At 66.8% G+C, this 19718-nt stretch carries 19 protein-coding genes; 5 read left to right on the top strand and 14 right to left on the bottom strand.

The features are described 5' to 3' along the window. Positions 1-165 precede the first annotated feature (165 nt). From polX to QMC96_02965, 8 genes are all read right to left on the bottom strand, one after another. Positions 166-1902, bottom strand: a complete 1737-nt coding sequence (polX, locus tag QMC96_03000; protein ID MDI6875722.1) for a DNA polymerase/3'-5' exonuclease PolX — start codon at positions 1900-1902, stop codon at positions 166-168. Then, the gene (locus QMC96_02995) at positions 1880-3670 is read right to left on the bottom strand and encodes an ATP-dependent DNA ligase (protein MDI6875721.1); all 1791 of its coding nucleotides are present in this window, start codon (positions 3668-3670) and stop codon (positions 1880-1882) included. Before QMC96_02995 ends, polX begins: the two co-directional genes overlap by 23 nt. A gap of 130 nt (positions 3671-3800) precedes the next feature. Beyond that, on the bottom strand, positions 3801-4199 hold the full coding sequence (locus tag QMC96_02990; GenBank protein ID MDI6875720.1) for a PaaI family thioesterase: 399 nt from the start codon (positions 4197-4199) through the stop codon (positions 3801-3803). 77 nt (positions 4200-4276) lie between these two features. Continuing rightward, positions 4277-4651 carry a cyclophilin-like fold protein gene (locus tag QMC96_02985; GenBank protein MDI6875719.1) on the bottom strand — a complete coding sequence of 125 codons (375 nt, stop codon included), beginning with the start codon at positions 4649-4651 and terminating at the stop codon, positions 4277-4279. 12 nt (positions 4652-4663) lie between these two features. Continuing rightward, the gene (locus QMC96_02980) at positions 4664-5518 is read right to left on the bottom strand and encodes an NAD(P)-dependent oxidoreductase (protein MDI6875718.1); all 855 of its coding nucleotides are present in this window, start codon (positions 5516-5518) and stop codon (positions 4664-4666) included. A 113-nt stretch (positions 5519-5631) separates the two neighbouring features. Further along, positions 5632-5967 carry a hypothetical protein gene (locus QMC96_02975; protein ID MDI6875717.1) on the bottom strand — a complete coding sequence of 112 codons (336 nt, stop codon included), beginning with the start codon at positions 5965-5967 and terminating at the stop codon, positions 5632-5634. A 132-nt stretch (positions 5968-6099) separates the two neighbouring features. Then, positions 6100-6282: a hypothetical protein gene (locus QMC96_02970; protein MDI6875716.1), complete on the bottom strand. Its 183-nt coding sequence runs from the start codon at positions 6280-6282 to the stop codon at positions 6100-6102. A gap of 52 nt (positions 6283-6334) precedes the next feature. After that, positions 6335-6904, bottom strand: a complete 570-nt coding sequence (locus QMC96_02965) for an N-acetyltransferase (GenBank protein MDI6875715.1) — start codon at positions 6902-6904, stop codon at positions 6335-6337. Between the two features lie 96 nt (positions 6905-7000). On the opposite strand from QMC96_02965, the gene QMC96_02960 reads away from it, so the two are divergent. Further along, positions 7001-7687 (top strand): dienelactone hydrolase family protein, encoded by a 687-nt coding sequence (locus tag QMC96_02960; GenBank protein MDI6875714.1) that lies wholly within the window; start codon positions 7001-7003, stop codon positions 7685-7687. A gap of 386 nt (positions 7688-8073) precedes the next feature. Next, on the top strand, positions 8074-8406 hold the full coding sequence (locus QMC96_02955) for a hypothetical protein (protein MDI6875713.1): 333 nt from the start codon (positions 8074-8076) through the stop codon (positions 8404-8406). Between the two features lie 132 nt (positions 8407-8538). Here the strand turns inward: QMC96_02955 and QMC96_02950 are convergent, their stop codons facing one another. Further along, positions 8539-8787 (bottom strand): ChaB family protein, encoded by a 249-nt coding sequence (locus QMC96_02950; protein ID MDI6875712.1) that lies wholly within the window; start codon positions 8785-8787, stop codon positions 8539-8541. A 615-nt stretch (positions 8788-9402) separates the two neighbouring features. Here QMC96_02950 and QMC96_02945 point away from each other — a divergent pair. Further along, positions 9403-9609: a hypothetical protein gene (locus QMC96_02945; GenBank protein ID MDI6875711.1), complete on the top strand. Its 207-nt coding sequence runs from the start codon at positions 9403-9405 to the stop codon at positions 9607-9609. Between the two features lie 21 nt (positions 9610-9630). On the opposite strand, the gene QMC96_02940 is transcribed toward QMC96_02945, so the two are convergent. Together QMC96_02940 and QMC96_02935 are read right to left on the bottom strand one after the other, a co-directional pair. After that, positions 9631-10926 (bottom strand): hypothetical protein, encoded by a 1296-nt coding sequence (locus tag QMC96_02940; GenBank protein ID MDI6875710.1) that lies wholly within the window; start codon positions 10924-10926, stop codon positions 9631-9633. Next, a complete protein-coding gene (locus QMC96_02935; protein MDI6875709.1) occupies positions 10923-11804 on the bottom strand; it encodes a site-specific DNA-methyltransferase in 882 nt (293 codons plus the stop codon). Before QMC96_02935 ends, QMC96_02940 begins: the two co-directional genes overlap by 4 nt. A 223-nt stretch (positions 11805-12027) precedes the next feature. Between QMC96_02935 and QMC96_02930 the strand changes: the two genes are divergently transcribed. After that, positions 12028-12195, top strand: a complete 168-nt coding sequence (locus QMC96_02930; protein MDI6875708.1) for a hypothetical protein — start codon at positions 12028-12030, stop codon at positions 12193-12195. Between the two features lie 151 nt (positions 12196-12346). Here QMC96_02930 and QMC96_02925 read toward each other — a convergent pair whose 3' ends face one another. From QMC96_02925 to glgP, 3 genes are all read right to left on the bottom strand, one after another. Further along, positions 12347-12685: a cupredoxin domain-containing protein gene (locus QMC96_02925; GenBank protein MDI6875707.1), complete on the bottom strand. Its 339-nt coding sequence runs from the start codon at positions 12683-12685 to the stop codon at positions 12347-12349. A 268-nt stretch (positions 12686-12953) separates the two neighbouring features. Continuing rightward, positions 12954-15407, bottom strand: a complete 2454-nt coding sequence (gene ppsA, locus QMC96_02920; GenBank protein ID MDI6875706.1) for a phosphoenolpyruvate synthase — start codon at positions 15405-15407, stop codon at positions 12954-12956. Positions 15408-15500: 93 nt separating this feature from the next. Beyond that, positions 15501-17273, bottom strand: coding sequence for an alpha-glucan family phosphorylase (glgP, locus tag QMC96_02915; protein ID MDI6875705.1), 1773 nt, complete (start codon positions 17271-17273; stop codon positions 15501-15503). A gap of 678 nt (positions 17274-17951) precedes the next feature. Between glgP and thsA the strand changes: the two genes are divergently transcribed. Further along, positions 17952-19535, top strand: coding sequence for a thermosome subunit alpha (gene thsA, locus QMC96_02910; protein MDI6875704.1), 1584 nt, complete (start codon positions 17952-17954; stop codon positions 19533-19535). Positions 19536-19718 lie beyond the last annotated feature (183 nt).

The following is a 19718-nucleotide window of genomic DNA, read 5'->3' as shown; positions in this document are numbered from 1 at the left end:
GAGGATTTCGACAGAGCGGGTGCAATTGAGATTGATCCTACTCAGTCCCGTGTACGAGGCCGATCCACACTTCCAACCGTGCACCGCGCTATTCGGTGCAGAAGGTCAGAGAAATGCTGGCATGTGCCAAGGACTGCAGGGCAGATGAATCCTGATCGGTTCGGGCTACCGTCCTCGCGCGAGCAGCGCCCGGAGGTCCTGCAGCGGGAGGGTGTTCACGACGTCCTTCTTCTCCAGCCAGCCGCGCCGCGCCGTCGCCACCCCGAACTCCATGTAACGGAGGTTGCTGCGGTTGTGGGCGTCGGAGCCGATCGATAACCGCACCCCCTGCTCGCGGGCCCGCTGGCAGTTGACGTCGGAGAGGTCGAGCCGCCGTGGGAAGGCGTTGATCTCCAGGAGCGTGCCGAGTTCGGAGGCGGCCGCGAAGATGCGGGCCAGATCGATCGGGTAGGGCTCCCGCTGATGGATCAGCCTGCCGGTGGGGTGGCCGATGATATCCACGTGCTCGTTGTGCATGGCGGTCAGCAGCCGTTCGGTCATCTCCGCCTCGGACTGCTTGAACCCCGAGTGGACGCTCGCGACCACCACGTCCAGATCCCGGAGCACCGCGGTGTCGATATCCAGCTTCCCGCCCCGGTCGATGTTGCCCTCAACCCCGGCGAGGACGGTGAACCCGTCCAGGCGGCGGTTCAGCCTCTCGATCTCCCGCATCTGCTCTCGGATCTCCTCCTCGGTCAGCCCGCGGGCAACCGGCAGCGCCTTCGTGTGGTCGCAGATGGCGATGTACTCGTAGCCGAGGGATCGGGCGGCCTCCGCCATCTCCTCGATCGTGTTGCTCCCCTCGCTCCACGAGGTGTGCACATGGAGATCCCCTCTCACGTCACCGTACCGGACGAGATCCGGCAGCCGCCCCTCCCGTGCGGCGTCGATCTCCCCGCGATCCTCGCGCAGCTCCGGCTCGATGTATGCCAGCCCAAGGGCGCTGTAGATCTCCTCCTCGCTCTCCGCGGCGATCACCGCCCCCGTGCTCCGCTCGATCAGCCCGTACTCCGAGAGTTTCCAGTCCCGCTCGATTGCCAGCTCGCGGAGACGGATGTTGTGCTCTCTGGAGCCCGTGAAGTACTGGAGGGCGGCGCCGTAACTATCCCTCCCGACCACCCGGAGATCGACGTGGAGGCCGTTCGTGAGGACGATGCTGCTCTTGGTCGTGCCCCGGGCCAGCACCTGGGCGATGCCGGAGATTCCCAGGAACGCCTCCATGGCCCGTTCCGGATCCGGGGAGACCGCCAGGATGTCCACGTCGCCGATGGTCTCCTTGCGGCGGCGGATCGATCCCGTGAGGCTGATCGTCGAGACGGTACCGGACTCTTCCATCCGCCGCTGGATGTCCTGCGCGATCGGGAGGATGTAGCCGAGAAGGTAGCGGTGCCCGACCTTCTTCGCCCGCTCCAGGGAGAGGAGGATGTTCTCCTCCGACTTCTTCCCGAACCCCGGCAGGCCGCGGATCTTTCCCGATCGCGCCGCCGCCTCGAGCTCGTCCAGGGTGCGGATCTTCAGTTTTTTGTTGAGCAGGAGGGCTCGTTTCGGGCCGAGCCCCTCCACCTTCGTGAGCTCCTCGACTCCCGCGGGAAGCTCCCTGCGCAGCGTCTCCAAATAGGCGAGGCGGCCGAACTTGAGGATCTCCTCGATCTTCTCCGCGATGCTCTCGCCGACCCCGGGAATCTCCTCGAGCTGCCCGCGCTCGCAGACGGTCGTGATGTCCTCCGGAAGCGTCTCGATCGCCTGGGCGGCCCGGCGGTATGCACGGGGCTTGAAGGGGACCCCCTTGATCTGGAGAAGATCGGCGATCTCGTAGAGGATCCCCGCCACCTCGCTGTTCCTAATCCTTCCTGCCTTCTGCATGCTCTGCCGCCTCGCCCTGCTCCCGGTACATGCGCTCGACCTCCTCGACCGTGGTCGCCTCCTCCGCCGCCCGATCCTCCCGCCACCGCACGAACCGGGGGAAGCGGAGGGAGAGACCCCGCTGCTCCCGCTCGTCCCACCCGCAGGTATGGATCGGGCTCTGGGTGATCTCCGAACCCAGCACCTCAAGAACGTGCTTCGGGACGATATAGTGGTCCGGCTCCGCCTGCCGCCGGACCATGAGGCGGGCGGGTTTCGTTGCGGTCGCCGCGTCGGCAAGCCTCTGCGGCAGCGCCTGCAGCTCCGCATCCGAGAATCCCGTCCCCAGCCTGCAGACGGTCTGGAAGATGTCCGCTTCATGGTGGTAGGCGGCGCAGAGGAGGGATCCGTAGGTGCCCGCCCGCCTCCCCCGCCCGTCGTATGCCCCCACAACAGCAAGATCCAGGGTGTCCGTCAGCTCCGTGCCGTAGCTGCGCTTCCACTTGATCCACTGCCATGCGCGGGAGCCGGCCTGGTAGCGGGAGTCTTCGGCGCAGGACTTGATCAGGATCCCCTCCAGACCGCGCTCGATGCAGTCCAGGAAGAACTCCTCGATCCGGTCGAGCTCTTTTGCTACGATCCGCCGGGTGACGGCGATATAGTCGCCGTTCTCTATCGTCTGCTCCAGGACCTCCCGCCGCACCGGGAAAGGATCCGTCAGGCGGGACTCCCCCTCCCTGTAGAGGAGGTCGAAGACCATGTAGCGGACCGGATACCGCACGGCGTACTCCTCCACGCGGTACTTCCTCCTCCGCTGCATCAGCTGCTGGAAGGGGTAATACACCCCCTTTCCGATATCATAGGCGACCACCTCCCCATCCAGGATCGCGGACTCCGCACGGACGTGTGTCCTCACCTGCTCGGCGACATCCGGAAACTGCGCCGTCACATCGTTCAGCCGGCGGGAGAAGAGTCGGATCTCGTCCTCCTGCTTGTGGGCCTGGATCCGCTCCCCGTCGTACTTCTCTTCCACGGAGACGTACTCCGAGTGCATCTTTGCCGGAATATCCGAGAGCCTGCCGATCCGCTGGGCGAGCATGGGCTGGATGGGGCGGAAGAGCGAGATCCCGAGGGCCTCCACTCCCGAGACTCCCTTCTCCTTCAGTGTCCGTGCCACGAGCCCGATATCCGAGGTGATGTTGTAAGCGTGCTCGAGCGCCCGGCGCTCCTTCCGCGACCCCAGGTACGCCTCCGCGAGCGCATCAAGGACGGTCATGTCCCCCACCCCGAGCCGCATCTCCCCGGTCGCCAGGCGGACGAGGTAGCGCCTCTCCCGCGGGCTGGACCCCGCCAGCATCGCGGCCAGGATCCGTACCTTCGCATCGCGGGCACCGCCCCCTTTTGCCTGCGCGATCTGGAGGAATCCGCGGTGCACGTCCACGACGGTGAGGGGAAACGGGAAGGGCGGAAGATCGGGGCGGACAGGCTTCTGGTCCCCGCCGACCCGGAAGGCAACATCACCCCAGTCGCCGACCGCTTTCTTCTTCGCCACCTCCCCCTCGTCCAGGCCGAATGCTAGAGCGATGGCCGCCTGAACGAGGCGCTCCCCGAGGCCCATGAACAGGCCGGAGTAGCCCGGCGCGATCTCCCCCAGGACCAGGTAGCAGACGGTGCCGATCTCGTCCGCCATGCTCTCCCGGAGCATCTCTGCCAGGAGGGAGACCATGCGGTTGCGGGATGCGGTCGCCTCCAGCTCTTCCAGGTACTGCACCAGACGGGAGAATTCCACGTGCGCGACCCCCGGCAGACGGCGGTACTTCCCGCTCCGAAAAGGTAAAGCTTGCGCTCTCCCGGGGGCCTGTCAGCGATTCTCCGCGGCAGCCGCGGGCATGGGAGCGGCAGACGCCTCCCGCCGTCGATCAGGGCGATCGGCCCGGGGTCCTGCGGTAGACCATCCCCTGGAAGATGGCAATCCTCTCCCCGGCGGCGTCGGTCACCCTCACGACGTAGGTGGCGAGCTTCGGGTTCGCCGAGAACTCCTCGGCATCGGCGTAGAGCGTCCCCGAACGGGCGGATTTCATGTAGGAGATGTGGGCGTTGATCGCCGCGGCCGGGATCCCGTGGGAGTTGGATGCCAGGGCGAATGCGGCATCCGCGAGGGTGAAGATCGCCCCGCCGTGGACTGTTCCGTGGCTGTTCTTGTGCCTGTCCGCGATCTCCATCCGCACCCGGGCCCTTCCGGGACCCGTCTCCAGGAGCTCGATGCCGGCTTCCCGGGCAAAGTTGTCCTTCTCGAAGAACTGCGTCGGATCCTCCATGGCTGTACATCGCACCGCCCCGTATAAAAGGAATGCCGCCGCATCGTCTCCCTCTCCATCGCCCGGAGGGGCGTTCGTCAGGCGCGTTCCAGCCGTATCCGGTCGGCGCCCTTCGCCTGCCGCAGCAGCGCCGCGTCCCCCGTCACCCGCCCGACCACGTTCACGGCGCTCGCCGGCACGGGGCGGTTCCCGCTGCTCATCGGTGTGGGGCCGAAGAAGATGGCAAGCGCCCGTCCCGGCGGCCAGTAGCCGATGTCCCCGACGTCCACGGCTGTAGTCGCGGTCTCGTCGGACGGCAGATCCACGGGGATCTCGAAGTAGAACTCGTCGCCCCACTCGCGGGGCGCCGCCTCGATGGGAAGGCGGCGGGCGATCTCGGCGGCGGCGGGGGTGTCGGCGAGCTGCCCCTCCAGGGAGACGTTTCCGATGCGGATGCGGATTCCTGTAGGCATGCAGCCCCCCGTTCAGTACTCCCTCAGCACGGTGTAGATGGCCGAGAAGTCCAGGTGTTCGAGCCCCCGCGCGTGCGCCATGCCGAAGAGCTCCTTCGCGACGCTGCCCGTAAAGAGCGGCCTCTTCAGCGTCCGTGCGAGATCCTGGAGGTAGTGCAGGTCCTTGTAGATGAGGGCGGAAGAGAAGTGGGTCGAGAAGTCCTCCGCGATCAGTTTGTCCTTCTTGGCGGCGAGCACACCGCAGTTTCCCGCACCCGCGAGCAGGATCGCGACGACCCTCTCCCGCTCCACGCCCGCGGCCTCCCCGAAGGCAACCGCTTCTGCGAGCGTCGCCATGAACGAACCCAGCACGAGGTTGTTGACCAGCTTCATGCGCGTGGCGAGCCCCGGTTCCCCCAGGTAGAAGATGCTCTTTCCCAGCCGCTTCAGGAACGGCTCGGCCCGCTCGTATGCGGCCGCATCCCCGCTCACGAGGATGGTGAGCGCCCCCTGGGAAGCCGGGACCACGCTGCCGAGGACCGGGGCCTCCAGGTACTCGGCGCCCTGCCCGCGGACGCTTGCGTAGAACTCGGGGACCCGATCGAAGTGGTTGGTCGTGGTGTCCACGATGAGTCTGCCCCTGCAGTCGCCTGAGAGAATCCCGTCCTCGGCGGAGAGGACCTCGCCGACCGCCCGGCTGTCGAAGAGGTTCAGAAACACCAGGTCGACGCGGGATATCAGATCGCCCGGGCTGTCCGCCACCGGAACGCCCAGACCCAGCGCCTTCTCACGGGTTCGGTTCCAGACCACCAGATCGACTCCCTCGGCGATGAGCCTCCGCGCCATCGCCGTTCCCAGATGCCCGAGGCCGATGAATCCTGCCTGCATTGGCTCACTCCGTGTTACCGCTCTAGGATGTCCGCGCATATAAGAGCCCCGCTATGAAACCGTACCCTGCCCTGCCCCGATAGTTGGTAAGGACTCCACCCCCTCTCCGGCGGCTACAGCGCCAGGACCATCTCGTTGTAGGAGTCCTCGCGGAAGTTCCTCCGAAGACGGAATCCGAACCGCTCGTACCACCGCACCAGCCTCTGCACCGCCTCCCGCGGTGCCTGCCCCGGAGGATAGTCCATGGGATAGGCCTCGAGCCGTATGCCCGAATAGCCCATCCGCGCCATGACGTCGATGAACCGCTCCATGCAGGGGGTTCCGCTCCCCCGGCGGCGGCACCGCAGGATGCTCAGGAAGACGCCGTCTTCCAGCACGGCATCCTCGTAGCAGATCAGGCGGCAAAGGTGGCGCTCTCCGATCCGCCAGCCGATCTCGTAGACACCCATTGCTCGCGGCCATGAGACCGCCGGCATCGTATAAATAATGCATGCCCGGCGGGGCCATCGAGAGCGGGGGTTATGCTGCCGCACCGCGGAAAAGGGTGTACACCTCCCCGCCGAACCGTATGGATGGGGAGGTTATTTCAGGGATCTAGAGCCTTTCCTCTGGCGGCGGAGACAGAGGTTGGAGCAGAATCTCCTTTTCTGGTTCTCCGTCCTGAACTCCTGCCCGCATGTGGCGCACTTCACGGTATAGATGCTGCGGTAGCTCTTCTCCCATTCGGTGGTTCGTTCGGCAAAGGGTACGAATCCGATCTGCATGATCAGTGCTTCGTGGCGACCGGTTGATGAGCCTTTGCAATTGTTGTAGCGGTCAGCATATGCCGGAACGTGCGGGGGGAGGTGCGTCCACGGGATCGCGTCCCGCATGCCCGTGGGGCGGAGATGCCGGATCGCCCCGCTGGAAGACGGTTTCGAACATCGCGTACCGGGTCTCCTCCATGCCGGCGCTCCGGTAGGCGGCCTGTGCAGCGCGGTTCTCCCGCCGCACGTAGAGCCGCAATCCCGCCACATCGGGGCGCGACCGCGCCTGGGCCGCCAGCGTGCCGAAGAGCCGCCGGAAGATCCCCCTGCGCCGCCACTCCCCGCGCACGTAGACGCTCTGGATCCACCAGAAGGTGCCGCATCGCCAGTCGCTCCACTCAAAGGTGACCATGCACTGGCCCACGACCTCCCCCTCGTGCTCCGCCAGCAGGTAGAATCCCCGTGCGGGGTCCCGGATGACCGCCTCCACTCCTCTCCGCACGATGGGCGGATCCAGCTCCCGCCCCTCCGTCTCCCGGGCCATGGCGCGGTTGTTCTCTGCAATGGTCTCGATGTCCCGGATTCCGGCGGGCCGTACGGTGATCTGCACGATCTTGCCTCCCCAGGTGATGTATTCCACCGATCCCTGAAGAATCCGATCGGGATGCGCGGACAAGCGCTGCACCGTCCTCCGCGACCGTATCCTTAATCTGCCCTGCAGTCCTACCGCGACTCCATGCCGGGACGGGTGCGGATGGAGGTGATGGGGTCGACACTCGAGGCGACGGTGCAGCACGTCGTGCTGGAGCCCGTGCACGGCAGACCCTACCGCCCGCTGGCAATCCAGACCGACAGGGGGAGCGTCCACTGCCGGTACTACGACGCCGGGGGGTCCGAGCGGGGAGTGGTCATGGTCGGGGGTGCGGGCGGCGGATTCGACTCCCCTGCGAGGAACCTCTACCCCCGCCTCAGCGAGGATCTGCGGGAGAGGGGTATCCGCTGCCTTCGGGTCCGCTACCGCCATCCCGCCTATCTGGGAGAGGCGGCGCTGGATACCGTACTGGGTGTCCGATTCCTGAAGCGTCAGGGCGTCCGCTCCGTGGGGCTGATCGGCCACTCCCTGGGCGGCGCCGCGGTCGTGCAGGCGGCGGCGGCCGATCCCGCCGTCCGCACCATCGTCACCCTCTCGACGCAGTGTTTCGGGGCCGAACCGCTTGCCCGCATGCCCGCGGATGTGCCTGTCCTGCTGATCCACGGCGGTGCGGACCGTGTGCTGCCCCCCTGCTGTTCGGAGGCCGCCAGGGATCTGGCCCGCGGGCGTGCGTCCCTGATCCTCTACGAGGGAGCGGGGCACGCGCTCCGGGAAGCCGCCTCTCATGTGTATGCGGACGTGCGGAGCTGGATCCTGCAGCACCTGCGGTGAACAACCGGTCCGCATCCCGCCTGTCGTTCCTGTGCCGCCGGCATCTGCTCTGCAAAAAACCCGCCTGGGCTGCTGCCCGCCTGTTCCACGACCCTTTTCGGCCAAAAGGATGGCTGAATGGTTCAGATCTTCTCTCGCGGAGAGGAGTCATGACAGAATGCGTCAGCATGCGGCGCAAAAGGCTCTGTCGAGGGATGGACGGGCCTCATCCTTCCCCGGGGGTTCGGGCTTCCCTCCTCTGCCGCGCGATAGCTCTCCGGAATGCCGGCGAGAATGCCGTATCCAGCAGCGGGGCACCCCCCCTTCCCTCCGGGATCCGATTCGCGTCCGGGCAGCAAAGCCTTAAAGGAGGCGGCCGTACGCTCTTTTACAACAGGTGGCGGAACATGACCGCGTATGGTACGGTGAGTACGGCCAACACGCACTCCGGGCATCTCGATGTCGAGAGCGGCGTTCTCCTGTGCACCGCACTGGTGATCGACCTGGCCGATCTCATCCCCCTGGATCTCGTCGGGCTGGGGCTCGTCTACGAGCTCCCGCTTTCCATCGTCGAGACACTGCTGCTCCTGCGCCTGGGAGTGCCGAAGCGCAATTCCGTGCTTGCGGGGGCTCTGGACCTGATCCCCATCATCGACATCATCCCCTGGGCCACCCTGGCGGTTCTCGACAGGCGGTTCGGAATCCAGCTGCCCGTGATCACCCGTCTTTTGAACGGATAGGCACAGGCTAACTCCTGGCAGACATGCTCCGCACCCGGCCCTTCCCGGGATCCGGGTAGGCAGATGGGCGTTCAGGGCGCTGATCTTTCGGTTCCCCCATGAGACACCCCGGTGCTGCGGGATCGAGAATAATCAGCCCATCTCCTTCCGCTTCCACTCGCCGCTGGATTCGTCCTTCTCGTACTCCTGCTTCACGGCAGCCCAGGCGACCTTGTAGGTGACCTCCTCGCGCGACTCGCCCGGATCCCGCCTCGATTCCGGATCCCTGTACTGCTCCCACGCGGAGTTTGCGGCCTCCATCCAGATCTCCCGGGCGTGTTCGGGCAGTTCCTGCCGTATGAGATAGGGCAGATCCTCTTCGTTCCTGTACGGTGGTGGCATCCGATTCACCGCAACCCCCCATGGCGGAACCGGTATAAAAAAACACTCAGATGGTTGTGACGGCCCGATCGGACGCCGGGCGACCCTGACCCCCCGCCGCCACCGCGCGGCACGACGGGGGCGGGTGCGTCGAACCGCTGGCGGATCTGCCCGGCGGATCGCACCGCCCCTGGAACGAGGGACGGGGATTCCTGCTGCCCGATCCATCCCTGCCGGCAATCCCTGAGGATTCCTTCGCCATCCCGCCGCGGATCCGGTCTTCTCGACTCTCCGAAAAGCCCCTGCGCTCCCGAAGAGGATGCTGACGGGGCGAAAACCGCGGACACGCGTTCGGGCAGATCGTCCGACCCTGCGGGCAGGCAGCAATGCCGTCGGCCTCCAATGGAGACGCCCCCGGCCGCGACGGGGGAGCACGCTCCCGCCACCGGGATCGGCACTGTGAGAGCGTTTCTGCAGAGCCCCTGTTCGGGAAATCCTTCGCCGCCCGCGATCTCCCCGCGGTGGCAGGAGGGGCGTTCCGGCCGATGCCGGGCATACCGTGGTTCCGCCCTCCGCGGCAACGGCGCGCCGCCATACCGCCTTATATGCTCCCGGGACAGAGACTATGCAGAGGAGATGGAGAATACGGACGATCCGCAGGCTAGCAGAAGAACGCCCGCCCGCTGCAAGATGTGCGGCGCGCCTCTCGCGGAGAAGCAGCACTACTTCTGTTCAGACCGCTGCGCGTGGAGTTACGAGGCGCGGCTCCGCCGCCCCTCTCCCCCCGGCCCCTCCTGCCGCACCTGCGCGGGCGCTATCAGCTGGACTGTGGACGAGGAGTGACGGCTCCCCTCTCGGCGGCTCTCAGGCGACCAGATCCACGACCAGCGCGGCGGCCAAAACGGCGAGCCCCACCAGGGCGAGCGGCAGCGTGAACCTCCGCACCACGGCGGGGAACGGATCGGCGGTGATCCGCTGCATGAGCCAGAAGAAGGGATCGCTCACGTAGGAGAACGTGCAGGTTCCCGCGCAGATCATCAGGAGGAGGGCGAAGGGGTGGACGGCGGCGGCGACAGGCGTTGCGCTGACCATGCCGGCGGTGACGACCGCCGTGGTCACCCTCGATCCCTGGGCGGTCTGCACCAGCGCAGCCAGGACGAACGGGATGAATACCGGGGGCAGCACGCCGCTGAAGACCCCGTATGCCTGCGCGGGAAAATCGCTCGCGGCGATCGTGGCCCCCAGCGCCCCGGCGGCGGTGAGGTCGAAGATGATGACGCCCGCGTTCTTCGTCCCGCTGCTGACGGCGTCCAGCCGCAGGTCCTCCCCGGCGACCAGAAGGGCGGCGGCCAGACCGGCGAGGAGCGCCAGGTTGACATCGGCGAGAAGGCGGAGCGGGGGGGCCAGGGACCCGACAAGGAAGAAGAGGACCGGGACACCGATCGGCGACCAGGCCCGCAGGCTCGAGACGGACGGAGGGGTTCGGGGCTCCCCCTGCGGGCTCTTCCGCCGCCCTCCCCACAGGACGACGATCGCGGCGAGCAGGACCAGCGAGAGAGGGAGGGTGAGGCAGTCGATCGTCCACGGGGACTCGGCATGGATGCCGAGGATCGATACGATGCTGAAGACGACGGGCGACGGGTAGAGGAGCGCGAAGGAGACGACCCCGCCGATGGCGGCCAGATAGAGGGCGTGCCTCGACGGCGCCTCCCCGCCCTGCAGGCGGGAGACGACCGGCGCCAGGATGACGAAACTGGTGATGCTGCACATCAGGGGGACGGAGAGGAGGTACCCCGAGACAGCGGAGGCCTGCAGAGGCCTATGGGAGATCCTCTGGATATCCGCCACGATACGCTCCAGGTATCCGCCCTGCCGCAGCACCTGGGCGATTACCGAACCGCAGAAGATGACGACGGCGAGGAGGGAGAAGACGCTCCCGAGCCCCCGGCCGATCGCGTCGACCACGGTCCCGGGGTCCATGCCCGCCAGCAGGCCGTAGAGGAGGGAAGCGGCGATCAGGCTGATGAAGGGCATGATGCGGTAGCGGATCCCGATGACGGTGATGAAGGCGAGGGAGACGGCAAAGGCGGCCAGCGCATGCATCCGTACAGTCTTTCGGCCGTCGGCGTAATAAGCGACGCGGGTGTGCGGCTGCCTCACCGCTCCTGCACCGACTGCAGGGCTCCTCTCGCCCGCTCCACATTCTCGAGCGCGATCGCGCGGTACTCGGGATCGATCTCGAAGCCGAGGAATCGGATCTGCTGCTGCACGCAGGCGACCGCCGTGCTTCCGATGCCCATGAACGGATCCAGGACCGTCGTCCCGGGAGAGATCCCGTGCAGGCGGATGCACATCTCCGCGAGCTTCACGGGAAAGGTGGTCGGGTGAGGACGGGATCGGCGGATCGTGGTGTAGGGGACGAACCAGGTGTTGCCCCGTTCGCGGAGATCCCCCCGTGCCCGCTTCCACCGCCCGATGTTGCTCTTGTCCTGGTAACTGACGCCGATGGCAAGTTTGTCCAGGGGCACGTCGCCGTCCTTCGTGAAGTGGAAGATGTGCTCGTGGCACTGGCTGAGATACTTTGCGCTGTTGACCGGCTGGTAGTGCCCGACGGCGATATCCCCGCAGATCGCGTCGTAGTTGCCCACATCCGCCTTCTGGATGGCGATCGACTTGATCCAGTGGATGGTGTTCTGCAGCACGAAGTGGCTGCGGAACCGCTGGGCGACATCCAGGGGGATCCAGGGATCGCTCGGTTTTCCGCCGATGTTCAGGAAGAACGATCCGTCGTCTTTGAGGATGCGCCTCGCCTCCACGGCGACCCGCTCCAGCCAGTCGAGATACTCTCCGCGGGGCCTGCAGTCGTCGTAGCGGGCGTACGGCTTGCCGATGTTGTAGGGCGGGGAGGTGACGATCACGTCCACGACGCCGTCCTCCAGGCATCGCATGCCCTCGATGCAGTCCATGCGGTAGATCCGATCCCAGGCGAGGGCAGTCTTCTCTCGAAGGCTCCGGGCTCTGCTGCTCGTGGCCGGCATTGCATCCCCTGCAGGCGGAACGCCACTCTCTATCGGGATAAGAGTATTCGGCGTTGCAGACATTAAATGTGCATATTGAAGCGCGAAACCTTCGCCGCCTGCCGGCCGATCTGCTCCGTCCGCCCAATCCAAACCTGCCGCAGCCATTCCGGAAGATCCAGGGAGTTCTCGGCCGATCGGGATTCTGAGAAAGTTGATATGCGGTCAGCCCCATGGTATCGCCATGGAGTTCGAGTTCGCTGCTGAAGCCTGGCTGGGCGGATGCCAGTACTGCCTGGTGGACGAAGACCAGATGCTGTTCTACACCCCCCTCAACGAGGAGATGAGCGCCGTCCAGTATGCCCCGCGCCGCGGGGCGGCCAGACGGCCCGGCAGGAAGGGGCGCGGGTAGAGAGGGCGGCCGCCCCAATCCCCCGCCGTACTTCCGGACTGCACGCCTGCGGGAAGGGAGAGGAGATCTGCCGTACAGCGACAGCCCCCCGCATACCCGCGATCGATCGGCGGTGCGGGGCGGGAGTGCCCGGGCACCCCCGGTCCTGGGCCTATACCGTGACGAACCGCCCCCGCATCAGGGTGGGGTGGACGTCGCAGCGGAAGAAGAAGTCCCCGCGGTAATCCGGAGCCTCGAAGACGTAGGTGATCGCTGCCGGGCTGCTCACGATTTCGCCGACGAAGAGAGGATCCTCCGCGGACTCGTTCTCGTACAGGGCGAAGTTATGGGGGACGCCCTCGTCGCGGTTCTCGAACTCGATGCTGACCAGCGCCCCGGCGGGAACCGGGATCCGCTCCAGGCTGAATGCCATGTCCCGGGCGACGAGGGCGATGGTCGCGCTCTTCGCGGCTGCAGCGGCCGACCGCGCCCCGGACAGATCGGGAGCCATGCGGACGCTGATCCCGCATGAGGAGTTAAGGTTTTCCTCGCGGTTCAGAGGTATATGCGTGTCTCCCACCCTGCGCCTCTCCGATCGGCACCGGATCGCCTTCCCCTCTCCGCATGTGCACCGGGATCCGCATTTCCCCCCGCCGGGGCATCGAAGCGCCGGATGGGGTCCCCGATGCCGGTCGGAGAGGGGATCCGCTCAGGTCTGCCGTGAGGGGCTCTCCGCCGATGGAGGAGATTCTGTCCGCTTCGTGCGGAATGACCGGAGATCAGGCGGTTCTGGCGGGTTCGGCCGTGCCGAACGGCTCTCCCCCCTTCTCCCGCATCTCCCTTTCCACCTCCACCGCCTGCAGCGTCACCTTCATCACGGAGTCCGGATTCACCGAGATGGAGTCGATCCCCTCCCGCACCAGGAACTCCGCGATCTCGGGGTAGGTTCCGGGGGCCTCCCCGCAGATGCCGGCGTGGCGGCCGTTCCGCTTCGCTCCCGCGACCGCCCGGGCCATCAGCTTCAGCACCCCCGGATCCCGTTCGTCGAACTCTTGGGCCAGGACCGCCGAGTCGCGGTCGACCCCCAGCGTCAGCTGGGTGAGGTCGTTGCTGCCGATGGAGAACCCGTCGAAGTGGCGCGAGAACTCGTCGATCAAGAGGACGTTGTTCGGGATCTCGACCATGAGGTAGACCTGCAGGCCGTTCTCGCCCCTCTTCAGCCCGTTCTTCTCCATCTCCTGCAGGACCCGCATGCCCTCCTCCACCCGCCGCACGAAGGGGATCATGATGATCAGGTTCGTCAGGCCCATCGTCTCCCGCACGCGCTTCATCGCCCTGCACTCCAGGGCGAACCCCTCCGCGTACCGCTCGTCGTAGTAGCGTGCGGCGCCTCGGAACCCGATCATCGGATTGGCCTCCTCCGGCTCGAACCAGGCCCCGCCCAGAAGGCTGGCATACTCATTCGTCTTGAAGTCACTCATCCGCACCACCACCGGGCGAGGGTAGAAGGCTGCCGCGATGGTTCCCACCCCCTCGGCCAGCTTCTCGACGAAGTACTCCTCCCGGTTGGCGTAGCCGAAGGTGAGGTCCTCGATCCGTTCCCGCACCCGCTCGTCCCCGACCCGCTCGGGGTGAACGAGGGCCATCGGGTGGATCTGGATGGAGCTCGTGATGATGAACTCCATCCGCGCCAGGCCGACGCCGTCGTTCGGGATGAACGAGTGGGAGAACGCGACGTCCGGATTCCCCAGGTTCATCTGGATCTCCGTCCGCGGGCGTGGCAGGTGCCGCAGGCTGACGGTCTCGACCCGGAAGGGGAGGATGCCCTCGTACACGATCCCCTCCTCCCCCCCGGCACAGCTCACCGTCGCCTCCTGTGCGGTGCGGATCCGCTCCGTCGCGTCCTGCGTCCCGACGACCGCGGGAATCCCGAGCTCCCGGCTCACGATCGCCGCGTGCGATGTCCGCCCTCCCAGGTTTGTGACGATGGCGGCCGCGGAGCTCATCACCGGCTCCCAGTCGGGCGTGGTGGTGTTCGCCACCAGGATCTCGCCGGGTCTGAAGGAAGAGAGCTGCTCCACGCTTCCGATCACACGGGCGCGCCCCGCGGCGATCTTCTCGCCGACGCTCTTGCCCCTGGCGAGCACCGCTCCCGTCCGCTCCAGCCGGTAGAAGCGGAGTTCATCCATGCTCCGCCGGGACTGTACCGTCTCCGGGCGTGCCTGGACGATGAACAGCTCCCCGCTCTCCCCGTCCTTCGCCCACTCGATGTCCATCGGCCTATCGGTGCCGGCCTTCCGCGAGTAGTGGTCCTCGATGACGATGGCGCACCGGGCGAGCTCCAGCACCTCGTCGTCGCTGATGCAGTAGCGCCTCTGGTCCGCCGGCGGCACCTCCACGTTTCGCGTGAGCGTCTTCGTCTCCCCGACGCTGTAGACCATCTTGATCCGCTTCTCCCCCAGGTGCCTGCGGACGATCGGGCGGTATCCCCGGCGGAGCGTCGGCTTGAAGACGTAGAACTCGTCCGGGTTCACCGCACCCTGGACGACATTCTCCCCGAGACCGTAGGACCCGGTGATATAGACCACGTCCCGGAAGCCGCTCTCGGTGTCGAGGGTGAAGATCACCCCGCTCGAGGCCAGGTCGGAGCGCACCATCTTCTGGACGCCGACGGAGAGGGCGACCCGGAAGTGGTCGAAGTTGTTGTCGATGCGGTAGGAGATGGCCCGATCCGTGAAGAGCGACGCGAAACACTTGAGACAGGCCTCCATCAGGGCCTGGTAGCCCCGGATGTTCAGAAAGGTCTCCTGCTGGCCGGCGAACGAGGCCGTGGGAAGATCCTCCGCAGTGGCAGAACTCCGCACCGCCACGTCCGGCTCCGGGCCGTACTCCCCGCTCAGGAGGTCGTAGGCGGCGCGGATCTCCTCCCGGAGATCGGGCGGCAGTCCGGCAGAGAGGATCAGGTCCCGTGCCCGTTTCCCCCGCCGCGCCAGATCCGCGACGTCGCTCTTGTCGATACCCCGCATCGCCTCCCGGAGGTCGTCCAGGATTCCGCCCGACTCGAGCACGTGCCAGTAGGCCCCGGCCGTGATCGCGAAGCCGTTCGGTATCTTCACCCCCTGACCCGCCAACGCGCGGTACATCTCGCCGAGCGATGCGTTCTTGCCCCCGACCCGGGGGAGATCCCCGATGCCGATCTCGCGGAACCACAGGATATACGTGCTCCCGTCCATGTCACTTCGCCTCCGTGCCTGCAGGTGGGCTCATGCAGGAGGAAGGAGTTAAGGTTTTTCCCCGGCAGCGCCGCGGACCGGCTGCGGACGACCCTACAGGTAGGCCTCGCTCGCATACCGCCGCATCATGCGGTGGGAGTTGAAGTAGTAGGCGATCCTGGCAATCGAATTCCGCATCATGGACGCCCATGCGTCCCCATCCCGGTAGAACGCGGGCAGGATGAGGTACTCGAGTTTGTTGTAGAGATCCAGCCGCTCCCGCCTCCTCCTCTCCTCCAGCCCGATCTCCTCCCTCGGATCGGGCCCGATCGCCCAGCCCGTGATCCCCTCCACGCAGCCCTCGATCCACCAGCCGTCGAGTACGCTGAAGTTGATCACCCCGTTGAACGCCGCCTTCATGCCGCTCGTACCGGATGCCTCGAAGGGTGGCAGGGGCGTGTTCAGCCAGACGTCCACGCCGGCCGTCAGCTTCGCGGCGGCATCCATGCTGTAGTTCTCCAGGTATACGATCCGCATCTCGCCTCTCAGCTCCTCCCTGTAGGTGTGGATGTCACGGATCAGCTGTTTGCCGGCCAGGTCGCGGGGATGCGCCTTGCCGGCGAAGATCAGCTGAAGCGGCTGCCTCCGCTGGATCTCGCGGAGCCGGTCCAGATCCGAGAAGATCAGGGCGGCCCGTTTGTATGCGGTCGCTCTGCGGGCGAACCCCAGAGTGAGCACTCGCTCCTCCATCCCCGCAGGATCCCTCTCGCGGACGTACTCCAGCAAAGCCCTCTTCGCCTCCCGATGGGCGCTGCGGATCTCCTCGCGGGGTATGTCGTCCACGCGGACGAGCAGTTCGGGTTCGTTCGCCCATCCCGGTATGTGGCGGTCGAAGAGAGCGCGGAAGGGCGGGGACGTCCATGTGGCTGGGTGGACGCCGTTGGTGACCGCCCGCAGGTAGTAACCCGGGAAGAGCCTGCGGGAGTACTCCATGTGCGCCCGCGTCACGCCGTTCACGTAGCCGGAGAGGTTCAGGGCGAGCGAGGTGGTGTTGAACGTATCCGCCCCCGCGTACTTCTTCACCTGTTCGAGAGGATACTCGTCGCCGAGGACGGTTTCCACCAGCGCGTAGGGGAAGATGTAGAACGCCGAAGAGACGGGCGTATGCGTGGTGAAGACACAACGATCCCTCACCCTGTCCGGATCCATCCCGTGCCTATTCAGCAGTTCCAGGAGGAGAAGCCCGGACTGCCCCTCGTTGATGTGGTACTTCGAGATCCGGAACCCGAGTGCCTCGAGCATGCGCACGCCGCCGATCCCGAGTACGACCGCCTGCTTCAGGCGGTAGAGATCGTCGCCGCCGTAGAGGTGATGCGTGATCGTGCGGTCTTCGGGGCTGTTTCCCTCCACATCGGTGTCCAGCAGGAGAATGGGGACCACGAACCCCGTCGGGCTCTCGAGGTCGGTCACCCACGCGTTCAGCGCGACGTGCCGCCCCTCGATCACGATCCGCACGGATTCGGGGAGCTTCCGCATGTAGCGGGCCGGATCCCAGGGATCGGGATACTCCAGCTGCTCGCCGCTCTCGGCGAGCTTCTGGCGCAGGTATCCCATGCGGCTGACCAGCGAGACGGCGACCATGGGTATGCGGAGATCGGCGCTCGAGCGGATGGTGTCCCCGGCGAGGACGCCGAGCCCCCCGCTGTAGGTCGGGATCTCGCTCGTGATCCCGATCTCCATGGAGAAGTAGGCGATTCTCTGCCCCTCGAGGAACGTCCGCATGTGCTGCTCGCTGCAGAAGTAGTACGTCCGCCCGCGGACTTCGGCGGAGAACTTCGCCTCCTCGGGCCTGAGCGGAACGCCGCAGAGCGGATCCCTGACGACCATGCCCATTCTCCTGCACTCCTGCTTAAGAACCTGTTGGACGGGGTTCCGCGGCAGCGCAGCAATGCTGCTCTTACGGGGGACTCCGCCGCTGCGCGCGGGCCCGGAGGCATCCTGCGAATGGCGGATGCGCCCCCTGATGGCGGTTGAAGAGAGGATCCCGCCGCAGGCATCGGGGAAACGGAGAATCCACCCGCAGGGCAGAGAGGGCGCACACCGCCTTCCCGAGAACGCTTCCCGGGCAATCCGGCGGATCCTCCCTGCGGGGAGGGATCGGCTCCGATCGGTCCGGGAAGAGCGATCCCTTCCGGGACCTGCCTCGTTCATGCCCTGTCGGCAGCCCTTCGACTCTGTCGCGCAGGGGAGGGGGAGGGCAATCCCTGCGGCAGTACGGGCGGCGTCCGTCCCGGGGCAGGCTGCACTTCCGGGGATCGGCAGTCGGTTCCGACGGTCTACCCGCCTGCCGCCACCCGAACGCAGCTGCTGTATGCCCCGACCGCCCCTGCGCATCCCCGATGCACCGCAATCGGCCGACGCGGGAGAACACCCGGTCCGCTCTCCCGCACCTCCTCATCGCTCCGCCGGCGGAAGGGATGGAAATCCGACCTCCGCTTCCGGGTCCGGATCGCTCCGTTATTCTTATATGCCTCTATCCCCTTACCCCCGCGGGTGGGGATGCGTATGGGCCAGCAGCCAGGGGAACTCATTCTCCCCGAAGGCACGTCCCGGGAGCGGGGCAGGGAGGCGCAGAGCACCAACATCGCCGCGGCGAAGGCGGTCGCCCGCGCCGTCCGCACGACCCTGGGGCCGCAGGGTATGGACAAGATGCTCGTCAGCTCGGGCGGGGACGTCACGATCACGAACGACGGCGCGACCATCCTGCAGGGGATGGATATCGAGCACCCCGCCGCCAGGATGATGGTCGAGGTGGCCAGAGCCCAGGATGCGGAGGCGGGGGACGGCACGACCACCGCCGTGGTGATCGCCGGCGAGCTGCTGGACAGAGCGGAGGATCTGCTCGACCAGGACATCCACGCCACGATCATCGCGGACGGATATCGGCAGGCTGCGGACAGGGCGAGGGAGTGCCTGCAGGAGTGCGCGGTCCGCGTGTCGCCCGACGACCGCCCGATGCTGGAGAGGATCGCCCGTTCCGCCATCACCGGGAAGAGCGCCGAGTTCGCACGGGATCGCCTGATCGAGCTCGTCGTCCGGGCGGTGCCGATGGTGGCCGAGGAGGATGGGGCGCTGGATCCGGAGAACGTGCGCATCGTGAAACGGGTCGGCGGGTCCACCGGTGACACCTCCCTTGTCGAGGGGCTGACCATCGAGAAAGAGCGCGCCCATCCCCGGATGCCGGCGAGGGTGGAGGACGCCCGGATCCTGCTCCTCAACGCCCCCCTCGAGGTGCGGAAGACCGAGGTCGAGGGCGGGATCCGCATCACGCAGCCCGGAGACCTGCCGGCGTTCCTGGAGCAGGAGGAGGCGACGATCCGCACTCTTGTGGACGCCGTGGCGGGGAGCGGGGCAGACGTGGTCTTCTGCCAGAAGGGGATCGACGAATCCGCACGTTACCTCCTGGGCGGAGCCGGTATCCTGGGCGTGCAGCGGGTCAAAAAGAGCGATATGGACGGACTGGTGCGGGCGACCGGCGGGCATCTCGTCACCAGCCTCGGCGGTATCGGCGAGGGGGACCTCGGCCATGCCGCCCTCGTGGAGGAGAGGGAGGTGGGCGGGGAGAGGCTGATCTTCGTGGAGAAGTGCAGGAACCCCGGGACCGTGACGCTGCTCGCGAGGGGCGGCACCGCGCACGTGGCGGACGAGATCGAGCGCGTGCTGCACGATGCCGTGCGGGTGGTTGCGGACGTGATCGAGGATGGGCGGATCGTGGGGGGCGGGGGTGCGCCGGAGATGGAGATCGCCGTGCGGCTCCGCGACCACGCCGCCTCGGTCGGCGGACGCACCCGGCTCGCTATCGACGCCTTCGCCGACTCCGTTGAGGTCATCCCCCGCACTCTCGCCGAGAATGCGGGCCTCGACCCCATCGACGTGCTCGTCGAGCTCCGCGCCGCGCACGAGCGGGGCGAGGCGGCAGCGGGACTCGACGTCGAGGGCGGGCGGCCCGGGGACATGCTGGAGGCGGGCGTCGTCGATCCTCTCCGCGTGAAGACGCAGGCCATCGCGAGCGCCGCCGAGGCTGCCGCCCTGATCCTCCAGATCGACGACGTGATCGCCGCCCGTCGGGAGGAGGGCGCGGCGCGGTAACCGTCATCCCCCCGAGCCGTGCCGGCGCGGGATCCGGGCACCGACCGGCTGTGCGATCCTGCACGGAGTCGGACCGGGTCGCGGACGGTGCCAGCGCTCCGCGGGTGCAGCCGATCGCAGGGGAGCGGGGGGTGGCGACGCTCCCTCCCGCGCGGGGATGCGACCTCTCCTCCCGCTGCCCGT

It is taken from the genome of Methanomicrobiales archaeon, assembly GCA_030019205.1.
Classification (GTDB): Archaea; Halobacteriota; Methanomicrobia; order Methanomicrobiales; family JACTUA01; genus JASEFH01.
The sequence above is the reverse complement of the archived record's forward strand: the minus strand, read 5'-3'. Positions and strand labels throughout refer to the sequence as shown.